Origin of the sequence: Pectobacterium sp. HCp5_1, from assembly GCF_032905925.1 — a bacterium.
In the GTDB taxonomy this organism is placed as follows: domain Bacteria; phylum Pseudomonadota; class Gammaproteobacteria; order Enterobacterales; family Enterobacteriaceae; genus Pectobacterium; species Pectobacterium brasiliense_A.
The window spans coordinates 11,853-28,182 of sequence record NZ_JAUMIO010000009.1 but is presented as its reverse complement, the minus strand read 5'-3'; the positions used below and the strand labels follow the sequence as shown (position 1 = coordinate 28,182).

The window sequence follows — 16,330 nt, the reverse complement described above, 5'->3', positions numbered from 1 at the left end:
AACACGGCACCTTAACGCTTATTTTATGAAAAACCCTAAAACCAGATTAATCAAATCCTAAAATCTGTCTATTCAGACTGTGATTTCGCTCGCAAGTTCCTCTCATTTTATTCACCTCATGCCAGAGATCAAGCAGGAGGAAAATGCGTCACTCACACACGAGAAACCAAGGGGAAAACACAGCGAGAAGAACAAAGAAGAGATGTCGCTGAGGAGATTTCCCCTGCAATACGGTCTGAATTACAGGGGATAATTATACCAGAAAACGCTTACTGTGGTGTAAAACGGCGTAAATGTTGCACCGTTGCCAGCCAGGCGGCCAACCAGCCAATCATGCCAGCGATTAACAGCAGCAGCAAAGACTCATCCCAGCTTAATCCTTTGACGGCAAACGTCGTACCGAAGACAGAAGCCACCTGCGCCACCACGGCACCCAGCTTCCAGACCAGCGCCTGCGATAAAATCAGTGACAGCACCGCGCCGCCTACGCCCATTGCCGCCCCGCCATTCAGGAACGGACGCAGAATGAAGCCGTCTGTCGCTCCAATCAGCTTCATCACGTTAATGGTTTCACGGCGGCTGAAAATGCTCAGGCGCACGCTGTTGCCGATCACCAAAAAGACGGCAACCACCATCAGGACGCCAATCGTCACGGAAATTTGCCCAACGAGATTGGTCAATGCCACCAGCCGCGCAAACCAGCTGTCATCCATCCGTACTTCATCAACGCCCTGCGTCGCCGCCACTCGGTCGCGCAGCGTCGTCAGCGTGGTGGAATCCTGAAAACTCATTTTCGGTGTGATAATCGCTACGGCTGGCAACGGATTCTCTTCCAGCATATCGAGCGCGCCGCCGAAACCGGACCAGTTGCGGAACTCGCCCATCGCTTCATTGCGCGACAGGTAATTGACTTTATCAACGCCGTCTTCAGATTGAAGCTGCGTGACCACCGCCTGCGCCGCATTGTCATCCAGTGATTTATCCAGATAGACCGTTAGCTGAGGCGAGGGATACCACTGTGTGGCAGCCTGACTGACGTTTTTCCACACCAGATAGCAGATGCTGGGCAATGCCAGCGAAATGGCGATCACCATCACGGTCAGGAAAGTCGCCAGCGGCTGGCGCAGCATATCAGCCAGCGTATTCGTCCAGGCATAGCGCCACTGTTCCTGCCAGCCGCCGCGCAGCGCTTTCGCTTTTGCGACAGGCTTTTTCGCGTTACGGACGTTATTCGCCATTGTGGTTTCCCCCCACCATGCGGCCATCCGACAGCGTCAGCACACGGTAATTACGGCGGGCGATCAGCCCAGTGTCATGCGTCGCCATCAGAACGGTAACGCCAACGCGATTGAATTCTTCAAACAGGCGCAAAATGCCTTCTGACAGCGCTTCGTCCAGGTTGCCGGTCGGTTCATCCGCCAGCAACACAGCGGGTTTGTTCACCACCGCGCGCGCAATGCCAACGCGCTGCTGCTCACCACCGGACAGCTGGATAGGATAGTTTTTCGCTTTATCCAGCAGGCCAACCTTGTCCAGCGCGGCGGATACCCGACGACGGATATCCTCACTGCTGGCACCCGCGATGATGAGCGGCATCGCGACGTTGTCATAGACCGTGCGTTCCATCAGCAGGTGGTGATCCTGAAAGATCATGCCGATCTGGCGCCGCAGGAACGGAACTTCGCGTTTTTTCAGGCGGCTGATATTGTGGCCGCCAAAAAAAATCTGACCCGCGCTGGGACGTTCAATGCCACAAATCAGTTTCAGCAGGGTACTTTTCCCTGCGCCGGAATGGCCGGTCAGGAACGCCATTTCCGCGGGGTGCAGATGGAAATCCACCCCTTGTAATGCCTGACGCCCACCGAGGTAAGCTTTACTGACCTGTTCAAAACGAATCATCCGTTTTAATCCTCTCGGGCAAAAAGTGCCTCAATAAAATCGTCGGCCTTGAATGGCCGTAAATCTTCAATACCTTCACCTACCCCAATATAGCGGATAGGAATAGCGAACTGGTCGGCAATGGCGAAAATCACCCCGCCTTTCGCGGTACCGTCCAGCTTAGTTAAGGTAATACCCGTCAGCCCAACCGCTTCATTAAACAACTTGGCCTGACTCACTGCGTTCTGCCCGGTGCTTGCATCCAGCGTCAGCATCACTTCATGCGGCGCGTCTTCGTCCAGCTTCTTCATCACGCGCACAATCTTTTTCAGCTCTTCCATCAGGTGCGCTTTGTTCTGCAAGCGGCCGGCGGTGTCCGCGATCAAGACATCAACGCCACGCGCTTTCGCTGCCTGAATCGCATCGAAAATCACCGATGCCGAATCCGCACCCGTATGCTGTGCGACCACCGCCACGTTATTGCGCTGTCCCCAGACCTGAAGCTGCTCGACCGCCGCCGCACGGAAGGTGTCCCCCGCCGCCAGCATCACGGATTTGCCCTGCGCCTGGAACTGACGTGCCATTTTGCCGATGGTGGTGGTTTTACCCACGCCATTAACGCCAACCATCAGAATGACATACGGCGTTTTGCCTTCGATATTCAGCGGGGCGTCCACCTTAGCAAGAATCTCCGCCATTTCTTCTTTCAGCTTCACAAAAAGCGTATCAGCATCTTTCAGTTGGCGGCGGCTGGCGTGCTCCGTCAGGCTGCCGATGATCTTACGGGTCGTCTCGACCCCGACATCCGCAACCAGCAGTTGTTCTTCCAGTTCATCAAACAGATCGTCGTCGATTTTCTTACCGCGAAACAATCCGATAAATCCTGAACCGAGGTTCTGGCGCGTTTTTACCAGACTGCGTTTCAGGCGAGCGAAGAAACCTTCTTTCGTTGGACGTTCCTGTTCTTGCGCCACAGCAGGCACATCGTCTGGCTGCGCAGGTTCTGGTTCTTCGTATTCTTGCTCTTCCTGCTGCGCGACGTCCGGCTCAGCATTAGCCACCGTCGCGCTGTCGGCGATCTCGGTCTGTACGATCGGATCGACGACATCCCGATCGAGAACGTCATGATCGATCGCGTCACGATCGTCTGTTTCAGAAATAATGGGGGCCGATACGGCTGGTTCAGACACAGCGGCGGTCGGTTCGTCAGACGCTGCGGTAACGTCACGCTCGGCGGCAGGTTGGATCAGCTCTTCCGCTTCAACCTTTATCTTTTCTTCAACGACAGGCGCTTCCGGCTGCGGTTTCTCTACCTGCTCCGGCGCGTGTTCAACGGTCTGGTGAGCCGATGCAGCAGCATCCGACTCCGCCGCTGACGGCTGTTCTTCAACAACAATCTTCTCTTCAACAACCGTCGTCTCTTGCGGCTGTTCCTGTTGTTTCTCTTCCTGTTTCCCTAATCCCAGCCAGGAAAAAAAACCGCGCTTCTTTTCTTTTGACATGTGCGATCGCGCTCCACGCTGCTCACCGCAGCGAATCAATCAATGAAAATCATATTTAAACAATAAGTTTAACACTTTCCTGCCGACAGCAACACGCAGCCAACGGGGGCAATGACGGACAATTCTCGGCGCTGCCGACAATCTTCGTAACGAAAGGCAATGTCCGTAACGAAGTGTGTCAAACGCTGCGCGTTATCGAAAGCCCGTAGATAGCACAAAATTTTGGGTTAAGCGCTTTAACACCCATCTTAACATTCCCTCTACACGTAACCGCCGCTAGAATAGCGCCAGAAATTTCCTGCCCGTATCCACACCACGATGATGCGGCACAACAATAACCCTGTGAGCTATGGCTAAAAAAAATGCATCGTCAGCCGCCGGACAAATCCGAATCATCGGTGGTCAATGGCGCGGCAGAAAACTTCCGGTTCCTGATAGCCCCGGTTTACGTCCCACCACCGATCGCGTGCGGGAAACGCTGTTTAACTGGCTGGCTCCCGTCATTCAACAGGCACGCTGTTTGGACTGCTTTGCCGGCAGCGGCGCACTCGGGCTGGAGGCCTTATCCCGTTATGCCGCACATGCCACATTATTGGAGATGGAGCGTACAGTCGCGCAGCAGTTAACGCAAAATCTGGCACTACTTCGGGCGGAAAACGCCGAGGTAATCAATACGGATGCCCTGAGCTGGCTGGCGAAGCCGGGTACGCCGTTTGACGTCGTGTTTCTCGATCCACCGTTTCGCAAAGAACTGCTGAACAACACGCTCGCGCTGCTGGAACAACAGGGTTGGCTGGCACCCGATGCGTGGATTTACGTAGAAACCGAGGCGGAAAATGCGCAGCTGACTATCCCGGAAAATTGGCAACTGCACCGTGAGAAAATTGCGGGTCAGGTCGCCTACCGTTTATACATTCGTCAATAATCTTCGCAGCAACGTAAGGGTAAGAGATGATTTTGATTAACCTTGGCAGGCTATTGATGCTGGGCGTGTGGGGATTTTTGTTGCTTAACCTGATTCAGCCGTTCCCCAAGCCGTTGAATATTTTCATGACCGTGGCGATGGTGTTTATGATCCTGATGCATGGTTTTCAACTACTGCTGTTAAAATCCAGCCAGCCGAAAGACAGCCCCGCGCTGAGTCGCGCGTTTCAGGCACGCATTTTTCTTTTTGGCGTGTTTGAACTGCTGGCGTGGCAGAAAAAGCAGCCTAAGCCACCGAAGTCGTAATCGCTACCTCTGCTGGGGCACAATCCGAATTGAGGCACAATGCGAATAAAGCGTGTGCCCTTTCGCTCAAAGGACACGCGCCGCAAAATCAGGGTTTCTTGCCGGGAAGATAGGGGAATGCGGTAACGTTGTCGCCTAAATCAGAAATGCGCGCGCTGCCTTTTTCCGTCACGGCATCAATGCGAATGATCGCCTGTAGAGGAATGAAGCTGCGGCTAACGCCGGAGAATTCCGTTTTCAGTTTCTCGGTTGACGGGTCAACCAGCACCGTAGACTGGCTATCAAACACGAAGTCGGCAATTTCAATAAAACCGAAAAGGCTGCTCTGCACCAACTCACGCACGTAAAGCTGGTAATTCTTACCGTTATTTATAAATTGAATACGATAAAGCGCGGATTCATTACTCATTCAACACAATGCTCCCTTCGAGACTTCACGGCGCCCATTTACAATAAAAACAGGCGATAACATACCATGAAGCTCACAGAAGTCGCATCCGTCTCGCCCCGTGTTGTTTAACTTCCCCACAATCCCCTACACTGAATAAAGAACGGTTTATTTTTATCCTGACACAAACAAAAACACAAAAAGGACACGCTATGCTTTGGTCATTTATTGCTGTGCTTTTTTCTGGTTGGTTGTATGTGGACGCCAGCTACCGTGGTCCAACGTGGCAACGTTGGTTATTCAAACCGGTCACGATGCTACTGCTGCTGGCTCTGGCCTGGCAGACGCCGCTGCTTGGCGTGCCGGGCTATCTGATTGTGCTGGGGCTACTGGCAACGCTGGTCGCAGACACCCTGCTGTTGCTGCCGACTCAGCGCCTGCTCTACGCGTTTGGTGCTTATTTCCTCTCCCATCTGCTGTACACCATTAGCTTTTTTACCGGACAGATTTCACTCACGTTCTTTTGGCCGCTGGCATTAACGCTCGTCATTCTGGCCGCGATCCTGATCGCCATTATCTGGGGACGACTAGAAGCACAGCGTTGGCCCGCCTGCGCATTCATCATCATGACGACGTTAATGGTCTGGATTGCTGGCGAGCGGTATTTTGCGCTGGGGACAAACGCGAATTTCTCCCTGCTGACGGGCACTGTGCTGCTGTTTATCGCCCATGCAGCCTGGCTGATTCACCATTACCGTTTCCCATTCCGTGCCCATCAGGCGATTGTGGCTGCGGGCTATTTTGGCGGCCATTTCCTGATCGTTCGCTCCCTCTATTTCTGACGTTCGCGGTGCTCACGAAAATCTGGCTAAGCATTGAGCGGCGGTGTAAAGTTCCTGATGAGAATGGCTATCACTAATAACCCAGGAGGAAGACATGCACTCTCATCAGCACCACAGCACTGAGAAATCAGCCTGCTGCAATAACAGCGTTCATCACGCACCACGCAGTGCACCATCCCGTACTAAAAGCTGCTGCAACGAGCACACGCAGCATTCAAATCACGCCGACCACAGCTGCTGTTCAACCAAGCACACATCTGACGCTGTAGTGCAGAGTGCATGTGGCACAGATCAGTCGTCGTCAGACAGCGGCGGTAGCGCGGATTCAGACGACCCCGACGGCGGAGACAGCGACAGGCCCCGACCCCACCAGCGTTTCAGCTGGAAAATCAGCGGGATGGATTGTCCCAGCTGCGCACGTAAAATCGAAAATGCAGTAAAAAATCTCACCGGAATTGAACAGGCCAAAGTGCTGTTCGCCACCGAAAAATTGGTTGTTGATGCCAACACCGATATTCGATTTCAGGTTCAACATGCCGTTCAGCAAGCGGGCTTCACCTTGCAGGACACCGCACTCCCCCTCGTGCCACCCGACACCTCAACCGTACGTCGCTTCGTGCATGAATATGGCTTCTTAATACTTTTCACTCTGCTGGCTGCTGCAAGCTGGGGACTTTCCCTGCTAAGCGAGCGCGGCGGGCAGATCGCGTTTATCGCGACCACCATTATCGGGTTGATTCCGATACTGAAGAAAACGGTGCAGCTCATTCGTACGGGTACACCCTTCGCGATTGAAACGCTGATGAGCGTGGCTTCCATCGGGGCGCTCTTGATTGGCGCCACCACCGAAGCCACCGTCATCCTGCTGCTGTTTATGCTGGGCGAACATCTGGAATCTTACGCGGCAAACCGCGCGCGACGGGGCGTAACGGCGCTGATGGCGCTGCTTCCCGAAGATGCCACGGTCGTTGGCAACGGGCAGCGCCGCCTCGTTCCCGTCGCCAGTCTGGTTCCCGGTGACGTGATTGAAGTCGCCCCCGGCGGACGGCTCCCTGCCGATGCGGAACTCTTGAACAGCGACGCCAGCTTTGATGAAAGCGCGCTGACCGGTGAATCGGTTCCCGTTGAACGTACGCCCGGTGAGAAAATTGCCGCAGGCAGCCTGTGCGTCGATCGGGTTGTGCAGTTGCGCGTGGTGTCACAGCCGGGTAACAGCGCGATCGACCGCATTCTGCAACTGATAGAAGAAGCGGAAGAGCGCCGTGCGCCGATAGAGCGCTTCCTCGATAAATTCAGCCGCTATTACACGCCAGCCATCATGCTGCTGTCGCTGCTGGTGATTCTGGTGCCGCCGTTGTTGCTGGCGCAGCCGTGGCAAGAGTGGATTTATCGCGGCCTGACGCTGTTGTTAATCGGCTGTCCGTGTGCGCTGGTGATCTCAACGCCTGCGGCGATTACGTCTGGACTGGCCGCTGCAACGCGCCGTGGAGCGCTGATTAAAGGCGGCGCGGCGCTGGAATCGCTGGGCAGCATAAAGACTATCGCGTTCGATAAAACGGGCACGCTGACAGAAGGCAAACCGCAGGTAACGGACGTATTGCCCGCCGCGGGCGTGAGCGCAACGGCGCTGCTGACACGCACCGCCGCCGTGGAGTCCGGTTCGCACCATCCGCTTGCCAAAGCGATCGTCCAGCATGCGCGATCCAGCAGCACGTTCCTGCCAATGGCGGAAAACCGCAAAGCGCTGGCGGGTGTCGGCGTGGAAGGTACGATTGGCGGCAAGCGGATTCAGGTCAGCGCGCCGACTCGTGTCGCACCCGACTTGCTTGATACCGACTGGTTACAGCGGGTTGAGGCGCTGGAAAACCAAGGAAAAACCGTCGTGGTGGTGCAAGAGGACGATAGCCTGCTCGGCGTGCTGGCGTTGAGCGATACGCTACGTCACGATGCGCGTGAAGCGCTGGATGCCTTACAGCAGTTGGGGATTCGTGGCGTCATGCTTACGGGCGATAATCCCCGCGCGGCGGCGGCGATTGCAGCGACATTAGGGATCGATTACCGCGCCAGCCTGCTCCCCGCCGATAAGGTCACGGCAGTCAGCGAATTGAGTCAGCAGCATCCCGTGGCGATGGTCGGCGACGGCATCAACGACGCACCGGCGATGAAAGCCGCAACGATCGGGATTGCGATGGGAAGCGGTACGGATGTGGCGCTGGAGACGGCCGATGCAGCCTTAACGCACAGCCGCCTGACCGGGCTGGCGGCGATGATTAGCCTGTCGCGGGCGACGCAGCGCAATATTCGCCAGAACATTACCATAGCACTAGGGCTGAAAGCCGTATTTCTGGTCACCAGTATTCTGGGCATTACCGGGCTGTGGCTCGCCGTGCTGGCGGATTCCGGCGCAACCGCGCTGGTCACCGCTAACGCGTTGCGGCTCTTGAGAAAACAGGACTAATCGTAGTCTACGGTGCGCGGTGCAACGCCGCGCACCCGCAGCTGGAAGTATGACGAGTATTACCCTTTGCGCAGCAGATACCGATAGGGAAGCTGTTCAGTCTCCTGTGCCAGAAGCTCATGCTCCATGAACACGCAAAAACCGGGAATATCGCGGGTGGTGGCCGGATCGTCGGCAATAATCAGCAGCGTTTGCCCGGTTTCCATCTGGCGTACCGTCTTACGCACCATCATTACAGGTTCAGGGCAGCGCAGTCCCTGTGCATCAAGGGTTTTATCCGGGTTGGTAAAGGGATCGGTCATCAACGTTCTCAGTACAGGAATCAAAAAACCGCCTTAGTTTACGCTGAGGATTTCCCGACGCAAGCGACGACAACGTTTGCGCAGAAAACAACCATCTTTTCCTGGCAAAACACATTGCATTAGCGAAACAATTGCGTATTATGCCGCCGCGTTGCAGCATAAATCTGCACGTTATCTCTTGGGTTCCCTAACCCCAATAACCAAAAAGGTCACATTATGTATCGTTTTACTCCCCAGCAGCGGCTTACGGCGCTGATCTGGCTATCGTTGTTCCATGTCCTGATCATTACGTCGAGTAATTATCTGGTCCAGCTCCCGGTATTGATTTTCGGTTTTCATACCACCTGGGGCGCGTTTACCTTCCCGTTTATTTTTCTGGCAACTGACCTGACGGTACGGGTTTTCGGTGCGCCGCTGGCGCGTCGTATCATTCTGACCGTGATGGTGCCTGCTCTGGTCATTTCCTATCTGGTGTCGAGCCTGTTTTATCAGGGATCGTGGCAGTCGTTCGAGGCATTAAGTCAGGTGAATATCGTCGTGGCGCGCATCGCCTGCGCCAGCTTCATGGCTTATGTTCTCGGCCAGATTCTGGATGTTCACGTCTTCAACCGCCTGCGTCAGAAACGCGCGTGGTGGATAGCGCCGACTGTATCGACCGTGTTTGGTAATTTCAGCGATACGCTGGCCTTTTTCTTCATTGCGTTTTACCGCAGCACCGATGCCTTCATGGCGGCAAACTGGGTTGAAATCGCGATGGTGGATTATGCCTTCAAGTTACTGATCAGCCTGGCCTTCTTCCTGCCGATGTACGGCGTCATGCTGAACATGGTGCTCAAACGTCTGAGCGAGCAGAAAGGCACACCCGACTATCACTCCGTCAGCAGCCCCCATTAATGCCAATCAGGCGGCCATTTGCGCCGCCTTTTCTCATCAAGTCATTCATCGTTTTGTAAAAATAACGCAGGTACTAACAACGGTTTGCAACAACAAAATTCTTGTTTTTGCTATCTGAATAGGGTGCCATACTGTTATTACCTGTTTAAAACGATTATCTGTTTCAAAAACGAGAGAAAGGGATCCCATGTCGAATGTAATCAAATACCTCGGTGTCGGCTTGCTTGTCGGCCTGCTTGCTGCCTGTGATGGCAAAACGGATGACACTACAAAAGCGGGCGCACAAGATAAACCTGCCGCAGAAGCCAGCGCAGGTCAGAATATTGAATTAATGGAAGGCAAGATTGCGTTTACTCTGCCGGCCGACATGCGTGACCAGAGTGGTAAAGTGGGAACGCAGGCGAACAACATGCACGTTTACGCCAATGACAATGGGCAGAAAGCGGTCATCGTGATTCTGGGCGACAACACCACGGAAGAGTTGACCGTGCTGACGCAGCGTCTGGAAGATCAACAGCGCACGCGTGACGCCAACCTCCAGGTCGTCACCAACAAGACCATCGACGTTGACGGCAAGAAGCTGCAACAGCTCGACAGCATTATCACCAGCAGCGGACAACAGGCTTATTCCTCTGTCGTGCTGGGCAAAGTGGAAAACCAACTGCTGACCTTACAGATCACACTGCCAGCCAGCAATCAACAGCAGGCACAGAGCGAAGCAGAAGGCATCATCCACACCCTGAAGCTGAAATAATCCCCCCATCAGTCTCTTAATAAATCCCCAGTTCACTGGGGATTTATGCTCCTGCCAGCTTAGTATTTAACCTGAGAACCTTGCCTATACCAACGTGGGAGAAAGAGTCGCTCTCTCTCTATGTTTTTACTTAAAAATGAAATTATTTCAATATTAATCAATTGATTGACCTGTTTTCAGTCCTTTCTTCATACTATTGGTTTTCACTTCGCTTGTTATCCTTCCCTCGCTGTTATTTATCAACAGGACCTGCGCCAAGGATGTGACAGGGGACGTTTTTAGTATTCTGCCTACCGCCTAAAACCTGCGCTCTGTTTGCTTTTTACCGTGTGGTGAACACACCGAATCGCTGTTCAACTTAAATTCCTGCGCTTTTCTCTGAAGCCGCGTTTTTTCTCGCATGGTGTTTGGCCAGCGTCGTGTTTTATCAACATGAACGGTGGTGTGAGCAGACTCAGACCACCGTTTAAGCATTTTGCTTTTCATCAGGGGAGCGGCGGAACGCATCGACGCATGCGGTCGCCGTGGCAGCAGTACAAACATAAAAATAAGGAGAAGGCCGATGGCAAACAGTACAGGATTACAGTTCACCGTAAAGGTCGGTGCCCTGGAAGCAGGCACTTTCGCGGTGGTGGATTTCAGGCTGGATGAAGGGCTGAACCGGCCTTTCAGCCTGTCGCTGAGTCTGGCGAGTGCGTTGCCGGATGTCGATTTCGGCGCGGTGCTGGACCAGCCGTGCGAGCTGATGATTTGGTATGAAGGCGAACTGAAACGTCGGGTCAGCGGGATTATCAGTGGCTTCACGCAGGGTGACACCGGTTTTCGGCGCACGCGCTATCAGATAGAAGTCCGTCCTGCCCTGTGGCGACTGGGATTACGCACCAACGCCCGCATCTTTCAGGCGCAGAAGCCGGAGGCGATTATCGGGGCGCTGCTGGAAGAAGCGGGCATCACCGACTACGCCTTTGCGCTGCGTAACGAGCATGCGGTGCGGGAATACTGCGTACAGTATCGGGAAAGCGATTTAGCCTTTATCACCCGGCTGGCTGCCGAGGAGGGCCTGTATTTCTTCCACGAATACGAAGAGGGTAAACACAGGGTGGTGTTTGCTGACGATGCGGGCGCACTGACCAAAGGCCCTGAGCTGTTCTTCAACCTAGCGACGCAGGGGCTGAGTGAGGGTGAATATGTCCGACGTTTCCACTACGCGGAGCGGGTGAGTACGGCCGAAGTCGAGCTGAAAGACTACAGCTTCAAGACACCGGCTTACGGGCTGTCGCACAAGAAAATGAGCGGCGAGCTGGCGCACCAGCGCGAAAGCTATCAGCATTACGACTATCCGGGGCGCTATAAGCAAGACCCGAGCGGCAAGGCGTTCAGCGGCTACCGGCTGGATGCGCTGCGTTCAGGGGCGGTGACAAGCGAAGGGGAATCCAACTGCGCGGGGCTGATGCCGGGTAACACCTTCACGCTGACGGAGCACCCGAATGCGACGCTGAATGCGGTGTGGCAGACGGTGAGCGTGACGCACGTCGGGCAGCAGCCGCAGGCGCTGGAAGAGGAAAGCGGCGGCGAACCGACGACCATGAGCAACAGCTTTGCGGTGGTGAAAGGCACAACGACGTGGCGTGCTGCCATGCCCTACAAACCGATGGTGGACGGCCCGCAAATCGCCACCGTCGTCGGCCCAACGGGGGAGGAAATCTACTGCGACCAGTATGGTCGGGTAAAACTGCAATTCCCGTGGGATCGCTACGGTGCGAGCAATGACCAGAGTTCCTGCTGGGTGCGCGTCAGTCAGGGCTGGGCGGGCGGCCAGTACGGCATGATTGCCATCCCGCGTATCGGCCATGAAGTGATCGTCAGTTTCCTTGAAGGCGATCCGGACCAGCCGATTGTCACCGGGCGTACTTTCCACGCCACCAATCCCTCGCCGTATCAGCTGCCTGCCAATAAGACACGAACCGTACTGCGCACGAAGACGCATCAGGGAGAAGGGTTTAATGAATTGCGCTTCGAGGATCAGGCCGGTCAGGAGGAGATTTATCTTCACGGGCAGAAAGATCTCAAGGCGCTCGTTGAGAATGACGTGGTCTGGCACATCAAACATGATGCCCACACGGAGATTGATAATGAGCGAGTCACCCGCGTTAAAGCCAACGATCACCTGACGGTTGAGAACGAGAAACGTGACCACGTGAAAGGCGCTCTCTCGCTGACCGTTGATGCGTCGATGCATCAGAAACTGGGGCAGGCTTTGCTGGTCGAGGTGGGTGAGGAAGTGCATATAAAAGCGGGGGCTAAGGTGGTTCTTGAAGCGGGCGCGGAGCTGACGCTCAAAGTGGGAGGAAGCTTCGTGAAGATTGACCCCAGTGGCGTGAGCATCGTTGGTCCAGCGATCAATATTAACTCAGGGGGCAGCGCGGGCAGTGGTTCGGGTTGGGCCGGACAGAGCCCCATTCTGCCGGGCGGTGTTGCCGTTCCCCCTGCTCCACCCGCGACATTACCTGCACCCGCCATTCATAAAAGCATGGAATCGATGTCACCGTTGGTCAAACCTTGCCCCCTTGCGAAGGGAGGCAAAGCATGAGTCTGAATGCGTGGCAAGCACAACATAGCGGTACCCTCTTTGCTATTGTCGACGGCGCGTTAGATCGCGCGGCAGTATCCCGTTTTTATGAACTCAGCCAGGGTGAAGCTTTCCCCCTCTTTGCGGGGACAGAATTTGACAAACAAGTGGCACTTGGCCCCTGGCTGTTGTCTACCCCTTCACCTGCATTCGTGTCGGATTCTCCGGCACTGAGTGGGTTCTATCTGGTCAGTGAACAGTCTCTTGACGTCGTTCGCCACCATTGGCAAAGCCTGATATTGGCTATCCGTGAAGGAGAGGCGGTCTGGTTTCGTTTCTCAGATCCTCGTATTTTTCTGCCGATGTTCTGCGCGATGAGCCCAGAAGAGCGGGATGCCGTTATGGGCCCCTGTTGTGGGATCTGGATCAACGACACTGGTTTTACACGGAATCCAGAGACGCCATTTCATCCCCCGTTAAAAAGCCCCTGGTTTCACATTCGTCCGCCTCATCTGGCAGCGTTGTATGACGACGATCGTCATGCCTATATTCTTCGTCGGCGTCTGTGGCAGACCATGACGAGCATGATGGCGCGTCATCCCGATCCGGCCGGGGCTATTTTGTCCGTTCTCAGGCAAGCCAATGCGGAGAAGCTTCAGGAAGACGTGCTCGATGGAGTGGTAGCTGGAGCCTTGACCTTGCAGGTCGGGCTTCCTCTGGGGAATATTCGAGCGCCGCTGATGCTGACCGAAGCTGAATTCGCGCAGGTCAACCACTGGATGGTGCAGCATAATGCATTGATAGGAGTTAACTAATGGCAGCCGATCCCTACTGTATCCCCTGCGAACATTACGATTGCTGGATAGAAATTGAGGTTCGTGATGAACACAATCGTTCGTTTAAAGGGCTAAAAGCGACACTCACCGACGATACCGGCAAGTCCGAAACGGTCACCCTTAAAGAAGGGCCTGTCGTCGTACAGGGTTTTGCGGTGGGTCCCATCACCGTGAAGCTGGAGACGCAGCCCTGGCTCAAGGCAGCGCAATCACGTGAAGTATTGAAGGACGGGCAAAGTGCCGTCCCTGCCTATGTGGCAGAGAAAGCGGGATACGATGACACGCCACGTGAACATATTAAGGCGACCACCGGTGACCTGTGCCTGACTGCGCCAGAACAACCGTTGCCAGAGGCGCATCAGGAAGGCAAAGCCAGTAGCGTCCGTTTCTTTACTAAACACTCCTACGTTATCGAAGTCAAAGGCTACCAGATCAACGTGCTGCGCATCGGCGTGTTCTTCGATGGCACGGGGAATAACACCTATAACGCCGAGTCTGGCCTTAAAAAGGTAGAACAATGGCTGGCTGAAACCTGCGCCGATCCGGCACAGCGGGAGAAAGAGCTGCGTGGCTGCCAGATGGGTCGGCTTCCGGTGAGTGACAGTGCGGCGAACGATATTACTAATGTGGGGAAACTCTACGATCAATATATCTTTGGGGCTAAGACATTGAGCGCCCATAGCTATATCAGCGGCATTGGTACGCGCGATCCGGTTGCAGGAAAAGAGGGGCTGGAATACCGATCGGACAATATGCTGACAAAAGGGCTGGATCTGGATTTTGGCAGTGAAAATACTTCAATCGTTGGCAAGGTGAATCAGGCCTGTGAGCAGGGAATTGTGGCAGCAGTTAAGCGTGATTTAAGAGAAACCCTGCCCAATATTGAATACATCCACCGTATTGTTTTTGATGTGTTTGGCTTTAGCCGTGGGGCGGCAGCGGCACGCCATTTTGTCAATGTCATCGACCAGAAAACCGATCATCCACTGGTGCAGGCAATCGCCAATACGCCCACTATCCGGCTGAAAGCGGGGTTTGACTGGGCCAGTCGGGACGATGTACGTATCACGTTTGTCGGGATTTTTGATACGGTGGCTTCATCGTACCATCCCAGTCTCAATATCCGCTTGCAGGATGACTGCGCCGAGCGGGTGGTGCATTTAACCGCACTGGATGAAGTGCGAAAGCACTTCCCCTTAACACGCGTCACACCCACGGCCATTGGCACCAGCATCCCGCCGCATTTTACCGAGCTGGCGCTGCCGGGTGCGCACTCGGATATCGGCGGTGGGTATTACAGCCGCTGGAGCCTGCCTAACCCGAACAGTGACCCGGCGCTGACCGAGTGCCTCGAACTGGAGCGCTTTATGAGCGAGGAGGAAACTTCCACGCCAGATACAGAAAGCCGCGCCTACCACCAAGCACGCGCCTATGCTGAGGAGAAAATTGCGCAGGGCTGGGTGGATCGGCTTCACCCGCATTTACTGCGTGTGGCCACGCCACCCGTGGGGGCAATCAGTTTGATCCCCTATTCTTTTATCCGCAAGCGGGGTAAGGATGATGTCTGGCCGAAAAAAGCCGTGTATGTAGAGGTGGTAATGAGCCGCGTGGTAGAAGGAGAATACTCACGTATTCCGTTACATATGATGGTGGAAGCTGGGCGTGCTGCTGGGGTGCCGTTTAAGGTGTGGGATCCCAATGATCCTTTAATGACCGTGGAATCTCTGGCCGCTAAGTTACCGGCGGTTAATTTGGCTAAACTTGATGGGCTCTGGACTTTAGCTGCAACTGAAAAGGGTGTGATAAAGAACCTGAGTCAGCAGCTCTCTGCGGAGGTTTATCGGGCGTTGCGTCGTGACTACGTGCACCGCAGCGCCAGTAACCAGGGTATATCCAGTCCCGCAGGAACCCACAGACAGGAAACCACCGTGAGCAAGGAACGGCGGCATATCATCGGCAATGTGGAGGCATGATGTTGAGATCTTTTATTATGGTCGTGGGGCTTTGTGTCTCGTTGGCAGCCTGCTCAAGTCCACATGTCAAAACACCGGTTAACTGGCGTTATGGTACGGGCAGCAATATTGACAGTTTTTGTACGACGAAAGCCACTTTCTATCATAACGGGAAAATCGTATCCAGTTATCCCGGTGGAGGATGTAACGCTGGCGCACCATACAAAGATATCATTGATAGAAAATATTACTGGGCTGGGGGTGGCGGGTTACCTACCGAGGATGTTCCCGTCCCTGACAGAGCGTCGATAGAAATGGTGTCCTTCTACGATCGTAAGCGGTACCGAATCACTGTTGATTTACCTGAAAATTTAGCGCGGCAAATGCAGCAACGCTATCAGGTCGGCGAACGCACTGACCAGCGTAACTGGCTCTATTTTGGTCTGGCACCCGGCGGTTATTATGAGGTGTTACTGCAGGGGGATTTACTTGGCGTCAGTCCAGATCTCTTGCTTACCCGGGGTATTGCCGAAGAGGTCACCGATGATTGGAGAGATAAGACCATACCCTTGGAAAAACAATATGAAAAGCGTTGGGCTGAGTTCGACAAAGAGTACGGCGAACTGTTTAAACAGCACCCTATCCCATTAGGCATGGACTGGGCACCGATCATGGATGCCTACCGCGCCAACCAGCCTAAAACAGACCAACAGCCTGTGAAGTAA

At 54.5% G+C, this 16,330-nt stretch carries 15 protein-coding genes; 10 read left to right on the top strand and 5 right to left on the bottom strand.

Annotated features, from left to right (window positions below; translation table 11 throughout):
- Window positions 1–269: 269 nt before the first annotated feature.
- Genes ftsX through ftsY form a run of 3 tightly spaced genes read right to left on the bottom strand, consistent with a single transcriptional unit; the run spans window position 270 to window position 3,380 of the window.
- Window positions 270–1,238, bottom strand: coding sequence for a permease-like cell division protein FtsX (gene ftsX, locus Q3A88_RS08890; RefSeq protein WP_317177757.1), 969 nt, complete (start codon window positions 1,236–1,238; stop codon window positions 270–272).
- Window positions 1,228–1,899, bottom strand: a complete 672-nt coding sequence (gene ftsE, locus Q3A88_RS08885; protein WP_317177756.1) for a cell division ATP-binding protein FtsE — start codon at window positions 1,897–1,899, stop codon at window positions 1,228–1,230. Before ftsE ends, ftsX begins: the two co-directional genes overlap by 11 nt.
- A 5-nt stretch (window positions 1,900–1,904) precedes the next feature.
- Window positions 1,905–3,380 (bottom strand): signal recognition particle-docking protein FtsY, encoded by a 1,476-nt coding sequence (gene ftsY / locus Q3A88_RS08880; protein ID WP_317177755.1) that lies wholly within the window; start codon window positions 3,378–3,380, stop codon window positions 1,905–1,907.
- Window positions 3,381–3,729: 349 nt separating this feature from the next.
- On the opposite strand from ftsY, the gene rsmD reads away from it, so the two are divergent.
- A complete protein-coding gene (rsmD, locus tag Q3A88_RS08875) occupies window positions 3,730–4,305 on the top strand; it encodes a 16S rRNA (guanine(966)-N(2))-methyltransferase (RefSeq protein ID WP_110163920.1) in 576 nt (191 codons plus the stop codon).
- 29 nt (window positions 4,306–4,334) lie between these two features.
- Window positions 4,335–4,610 carry a DUF1145 family protein gene (locus tag Q3A88_RS08870; protein WP_164671853.1) on the top strand — a complete coding sequence of 92 codons (276 nt, stop codon included), beginning with the start codon at window positions 4,335–4,337 and terminating at the stop codon, window positions 4,608–4,610.
- An 88-nt stretch (window positions 4,611–4,698) separates the two neighbouring features.
- Here Q3A88_RS08870 and Q3A88_RS08865 read toward each other — a convergent pair whose 3' ends face one another.
- Window positions 4,699–5,019 carry a DUF1820 family protein gene (locus Q3A88_RS08865; RefSeq protein ID WP_010681394.1) on the bottom strand — a complete coding sequence of 107 codons (321 nt, stop codon included), beginning with the start codon at window positions 5,017–5,019 and terminating at the stop codon, window positions 4,699–4,701.
- 191 nt (window positions 5,020–5,210) lie between these two features.
- Between Q3A88_RS08865 and Q3A88_RS08860 the strand changes: the two genes are divergently transcribed.
- Both Q3A88_RS08860 and Q3A88_RS08855 read left to right on the top strand, forming a co-directional pair.
- Window positions 5,211–5,840: a lysoplasmalogenase gene (locus tag Q3A88_RS08860; RefSeq protein ID WP_010306582.1), complete on the top strand. Its 630-nt coding sequence runs from the start codon at window positions 5,211–5,213 to the stop codon at window positions 5,838–5,840.
- Window positions 5,841–5,934: 94 nt separating this feature from the next.
- On the top strand, window positions 5,935–8,298 hold the full coding sequence (locus tag Q3A88_RS08855) for a zinc/cadmium/mercury/lead-transporting ATPase (protein WP_317177754.1): 2,364 nt from the start codon (window positions 5,935–5,937) through the stop codon (window positions 8,296–8,298).
- Window positions 8,299–8,357: 59 nt separating this feature from the next.
- Here Q3A88_RS08855 and tusA read toward each other — a convergent pair whose 3' ends face one another.
- Window positions 8,358–8,600 carry a sulfurtransferase TusA gene (gene tusA, locus Q3A88_RS08850; protein ID WP_012772835.1) on the bottom strand — a complete coding sequence of 81 codons (243 nt, stop codon included), beginning with the start codon at window positions 8,598–8,600 and terminating at the stop codon, window positions 8,358–8,360.
- A gap of 216 nt (window positions 8,601–8,816) precedes the next feature.
- Here tusA and Q3A88_RS08845 point away from each other — a divergent pair, with 216 nt between their 5' ends.
- From Q3A88_RS08845 to Q3A88_RS08820, 6 genes are all read left to right on the top strand, one after another.
- On the top strand, window positions 8,817–9,494 hold the full coding sequence (locus Q3A88_RS08845) for a 7-cyano-7-deazaguanine/7-aminomethyl-7-deazaguanine transporter (protein WP_317177753.1): 678 nt from the start codon (window positions 8,817–8,819) through the stop codon (window positions 9,492–9,494).
- A gap of 187 nt (window positions 9,495–9,681) precedes the next feature.
- Entirely contained in the window at window positions 9,682–10,248 is a 567-nt protein-coding gene (locus tag Q3A88_RS08840; RefSeq protein WP_110163922.1) for a DcrB family lipoprotein, read from the top strand.
- Window positions 10,249–10,810: 562 nt separating this feature from the next.
- Entirely contained in the window at window positions 10,811–12,838 is a 2,028-nt protein-coding gene (locus tag Q3A88_RS08835; protein ID WP_317177752.1) for a type VI secretion system tip protein VgrG, read from the top strand.
- On the top strand, window positions 12,835–13,632 hold the full coding sequence (locus Q3A88_RS08830) for a DUF4123 domain-containing protein (RefSeq protein ID WP_317177751.1): 798 nt from the start codon (window positions 12,835–12,837) through the stop codon (window positions 13,630–13,632). Before Q3A88_RS08835 ends, Q3A88_RS08830 begins: the two co-directional genes overlap by 4 nt.
- A complete protein-coding gene (locus Q3A88_RS08825; RefSeq protein WP_317177750.1) occupies window positions 13,632–15,626 on the top strand; it encodes a DUF2235 domain-containing protein in 1,995 nt (664 codons plus the stop codon). The genes Q3A88_RS08830 and Q3A88_RS08825 overlap by 1 nt, the downstream gene beginning before the upstream one ends.
- A complete protein-coding gene (locus tag Q3A88_RS08820; RefSeq protein WP_317177749.1) occupies window positions 15,623–16,330 on the top strand; it encodes a DUF2931 family protein in 708 nt (235 codons plus the stop codon). Before Q3A88_RS08825 ends, Q3A88_RS08820 begins: the two co-directional genes overlap by 4 nt.

Bases quoted from the DNA above. Each gene is read 5' to 3' on its own strand.
- ftsX (WP_317177757.1), bottom strand. From the start codon at position 1,238: ATGGCGAATAACGTCCGTAACGCGAAAAAGCCTGTCGCAAAAGCGAAA.
- Q3A88_RS08825 (WP_317177750.1), top strand. From the start codon at position 13,632: ATGGCAGCCGATCCCTACTGTATCCCCTGCGAACATTACGATTGCTGG.
- Q3A88_RS08855 (WP_317177754.1), top strand. From the start codon at position 5,935: ATGCACTCTCATCAGCACCACAGCACTGAGAAATCAGCCTGCTGCAAT.
- ftsE (WP_317177756.1), bottom strand. From the start codon at position 1,899: ATGATTCGTTTTGAACAGGTCAGTAAAGCTTACCTCGGTGGGCGTCAG.
- Q3A88_RS08840 (WP_110163922.1), top strand. From the start codon at position 9,682: ATGTCGAATGTAATCAAATACCTCGGTGTCGGCTTGCTTGTCGGCCTG.
- Q3A88_RS08830 (WP_317177751.1), top strand. From the start codon at position 12,835: ATGAGTCTGAATGCGTGGCAAGCACAACATAGCGGTACCCTCTTTGCT.
- ftsY (WP_317177755.1), bottom strand. From the start codon at position 3,380: ATGTCAAAAGAAAAGAAGCGCGGTTTTTTTTCCTGGCTGGGATTAGGG.
- Q3A88_RS08865 (WP_010681394.1), bottom strand. From the start codon at position 5,019: ATGAGTAATGAATCCGCGCTTTATCGTATTCAATTTATAAATAACGGT.
- Q3A88_RS08845 (WP_317177753.1), top strand. From the start codon at position 8,817: ATGTATCGTTTTACTCCCCAGCAGCGGCTTACGGCGCTGATCTGGCTA.
- tusA (WP_012772835.1), bottom strand. From the start codon at position 8,600: ATGACCGATCCCTTTACCAACCCGGATAAAACCCTTGATGCACAGGGA.
- rsmD (WP_110163920.1), top strand. From the start codon at position 3,730: ATGGCTAAAAAAAATGCATCGTCAGCCGCCGGACAAATCCGAATCATC.
- Q3A88_RS08820 (WP_317177749.1), top strand. From the start codon at position 15,623: ATGATGTTGAGATCTTTTATTATGGTCGTGGGGCTTTGTGTCTCGTTG.
- Q3A88_RS08835 (WP_317177752.1), top strand. From the start codon at position 10,811: ATGGCAAACAGTACAGGATTACAGTTCACCGTAAAGGTCGGTGCCCTG.
- Q3A88_RS08860 (WP_010306582.1), top strand. From the start codon at position 5,211: ATGCTTTGGTCATTTATTGCTGTGCTTTTTTCTGGTTGGTTGTATGTG.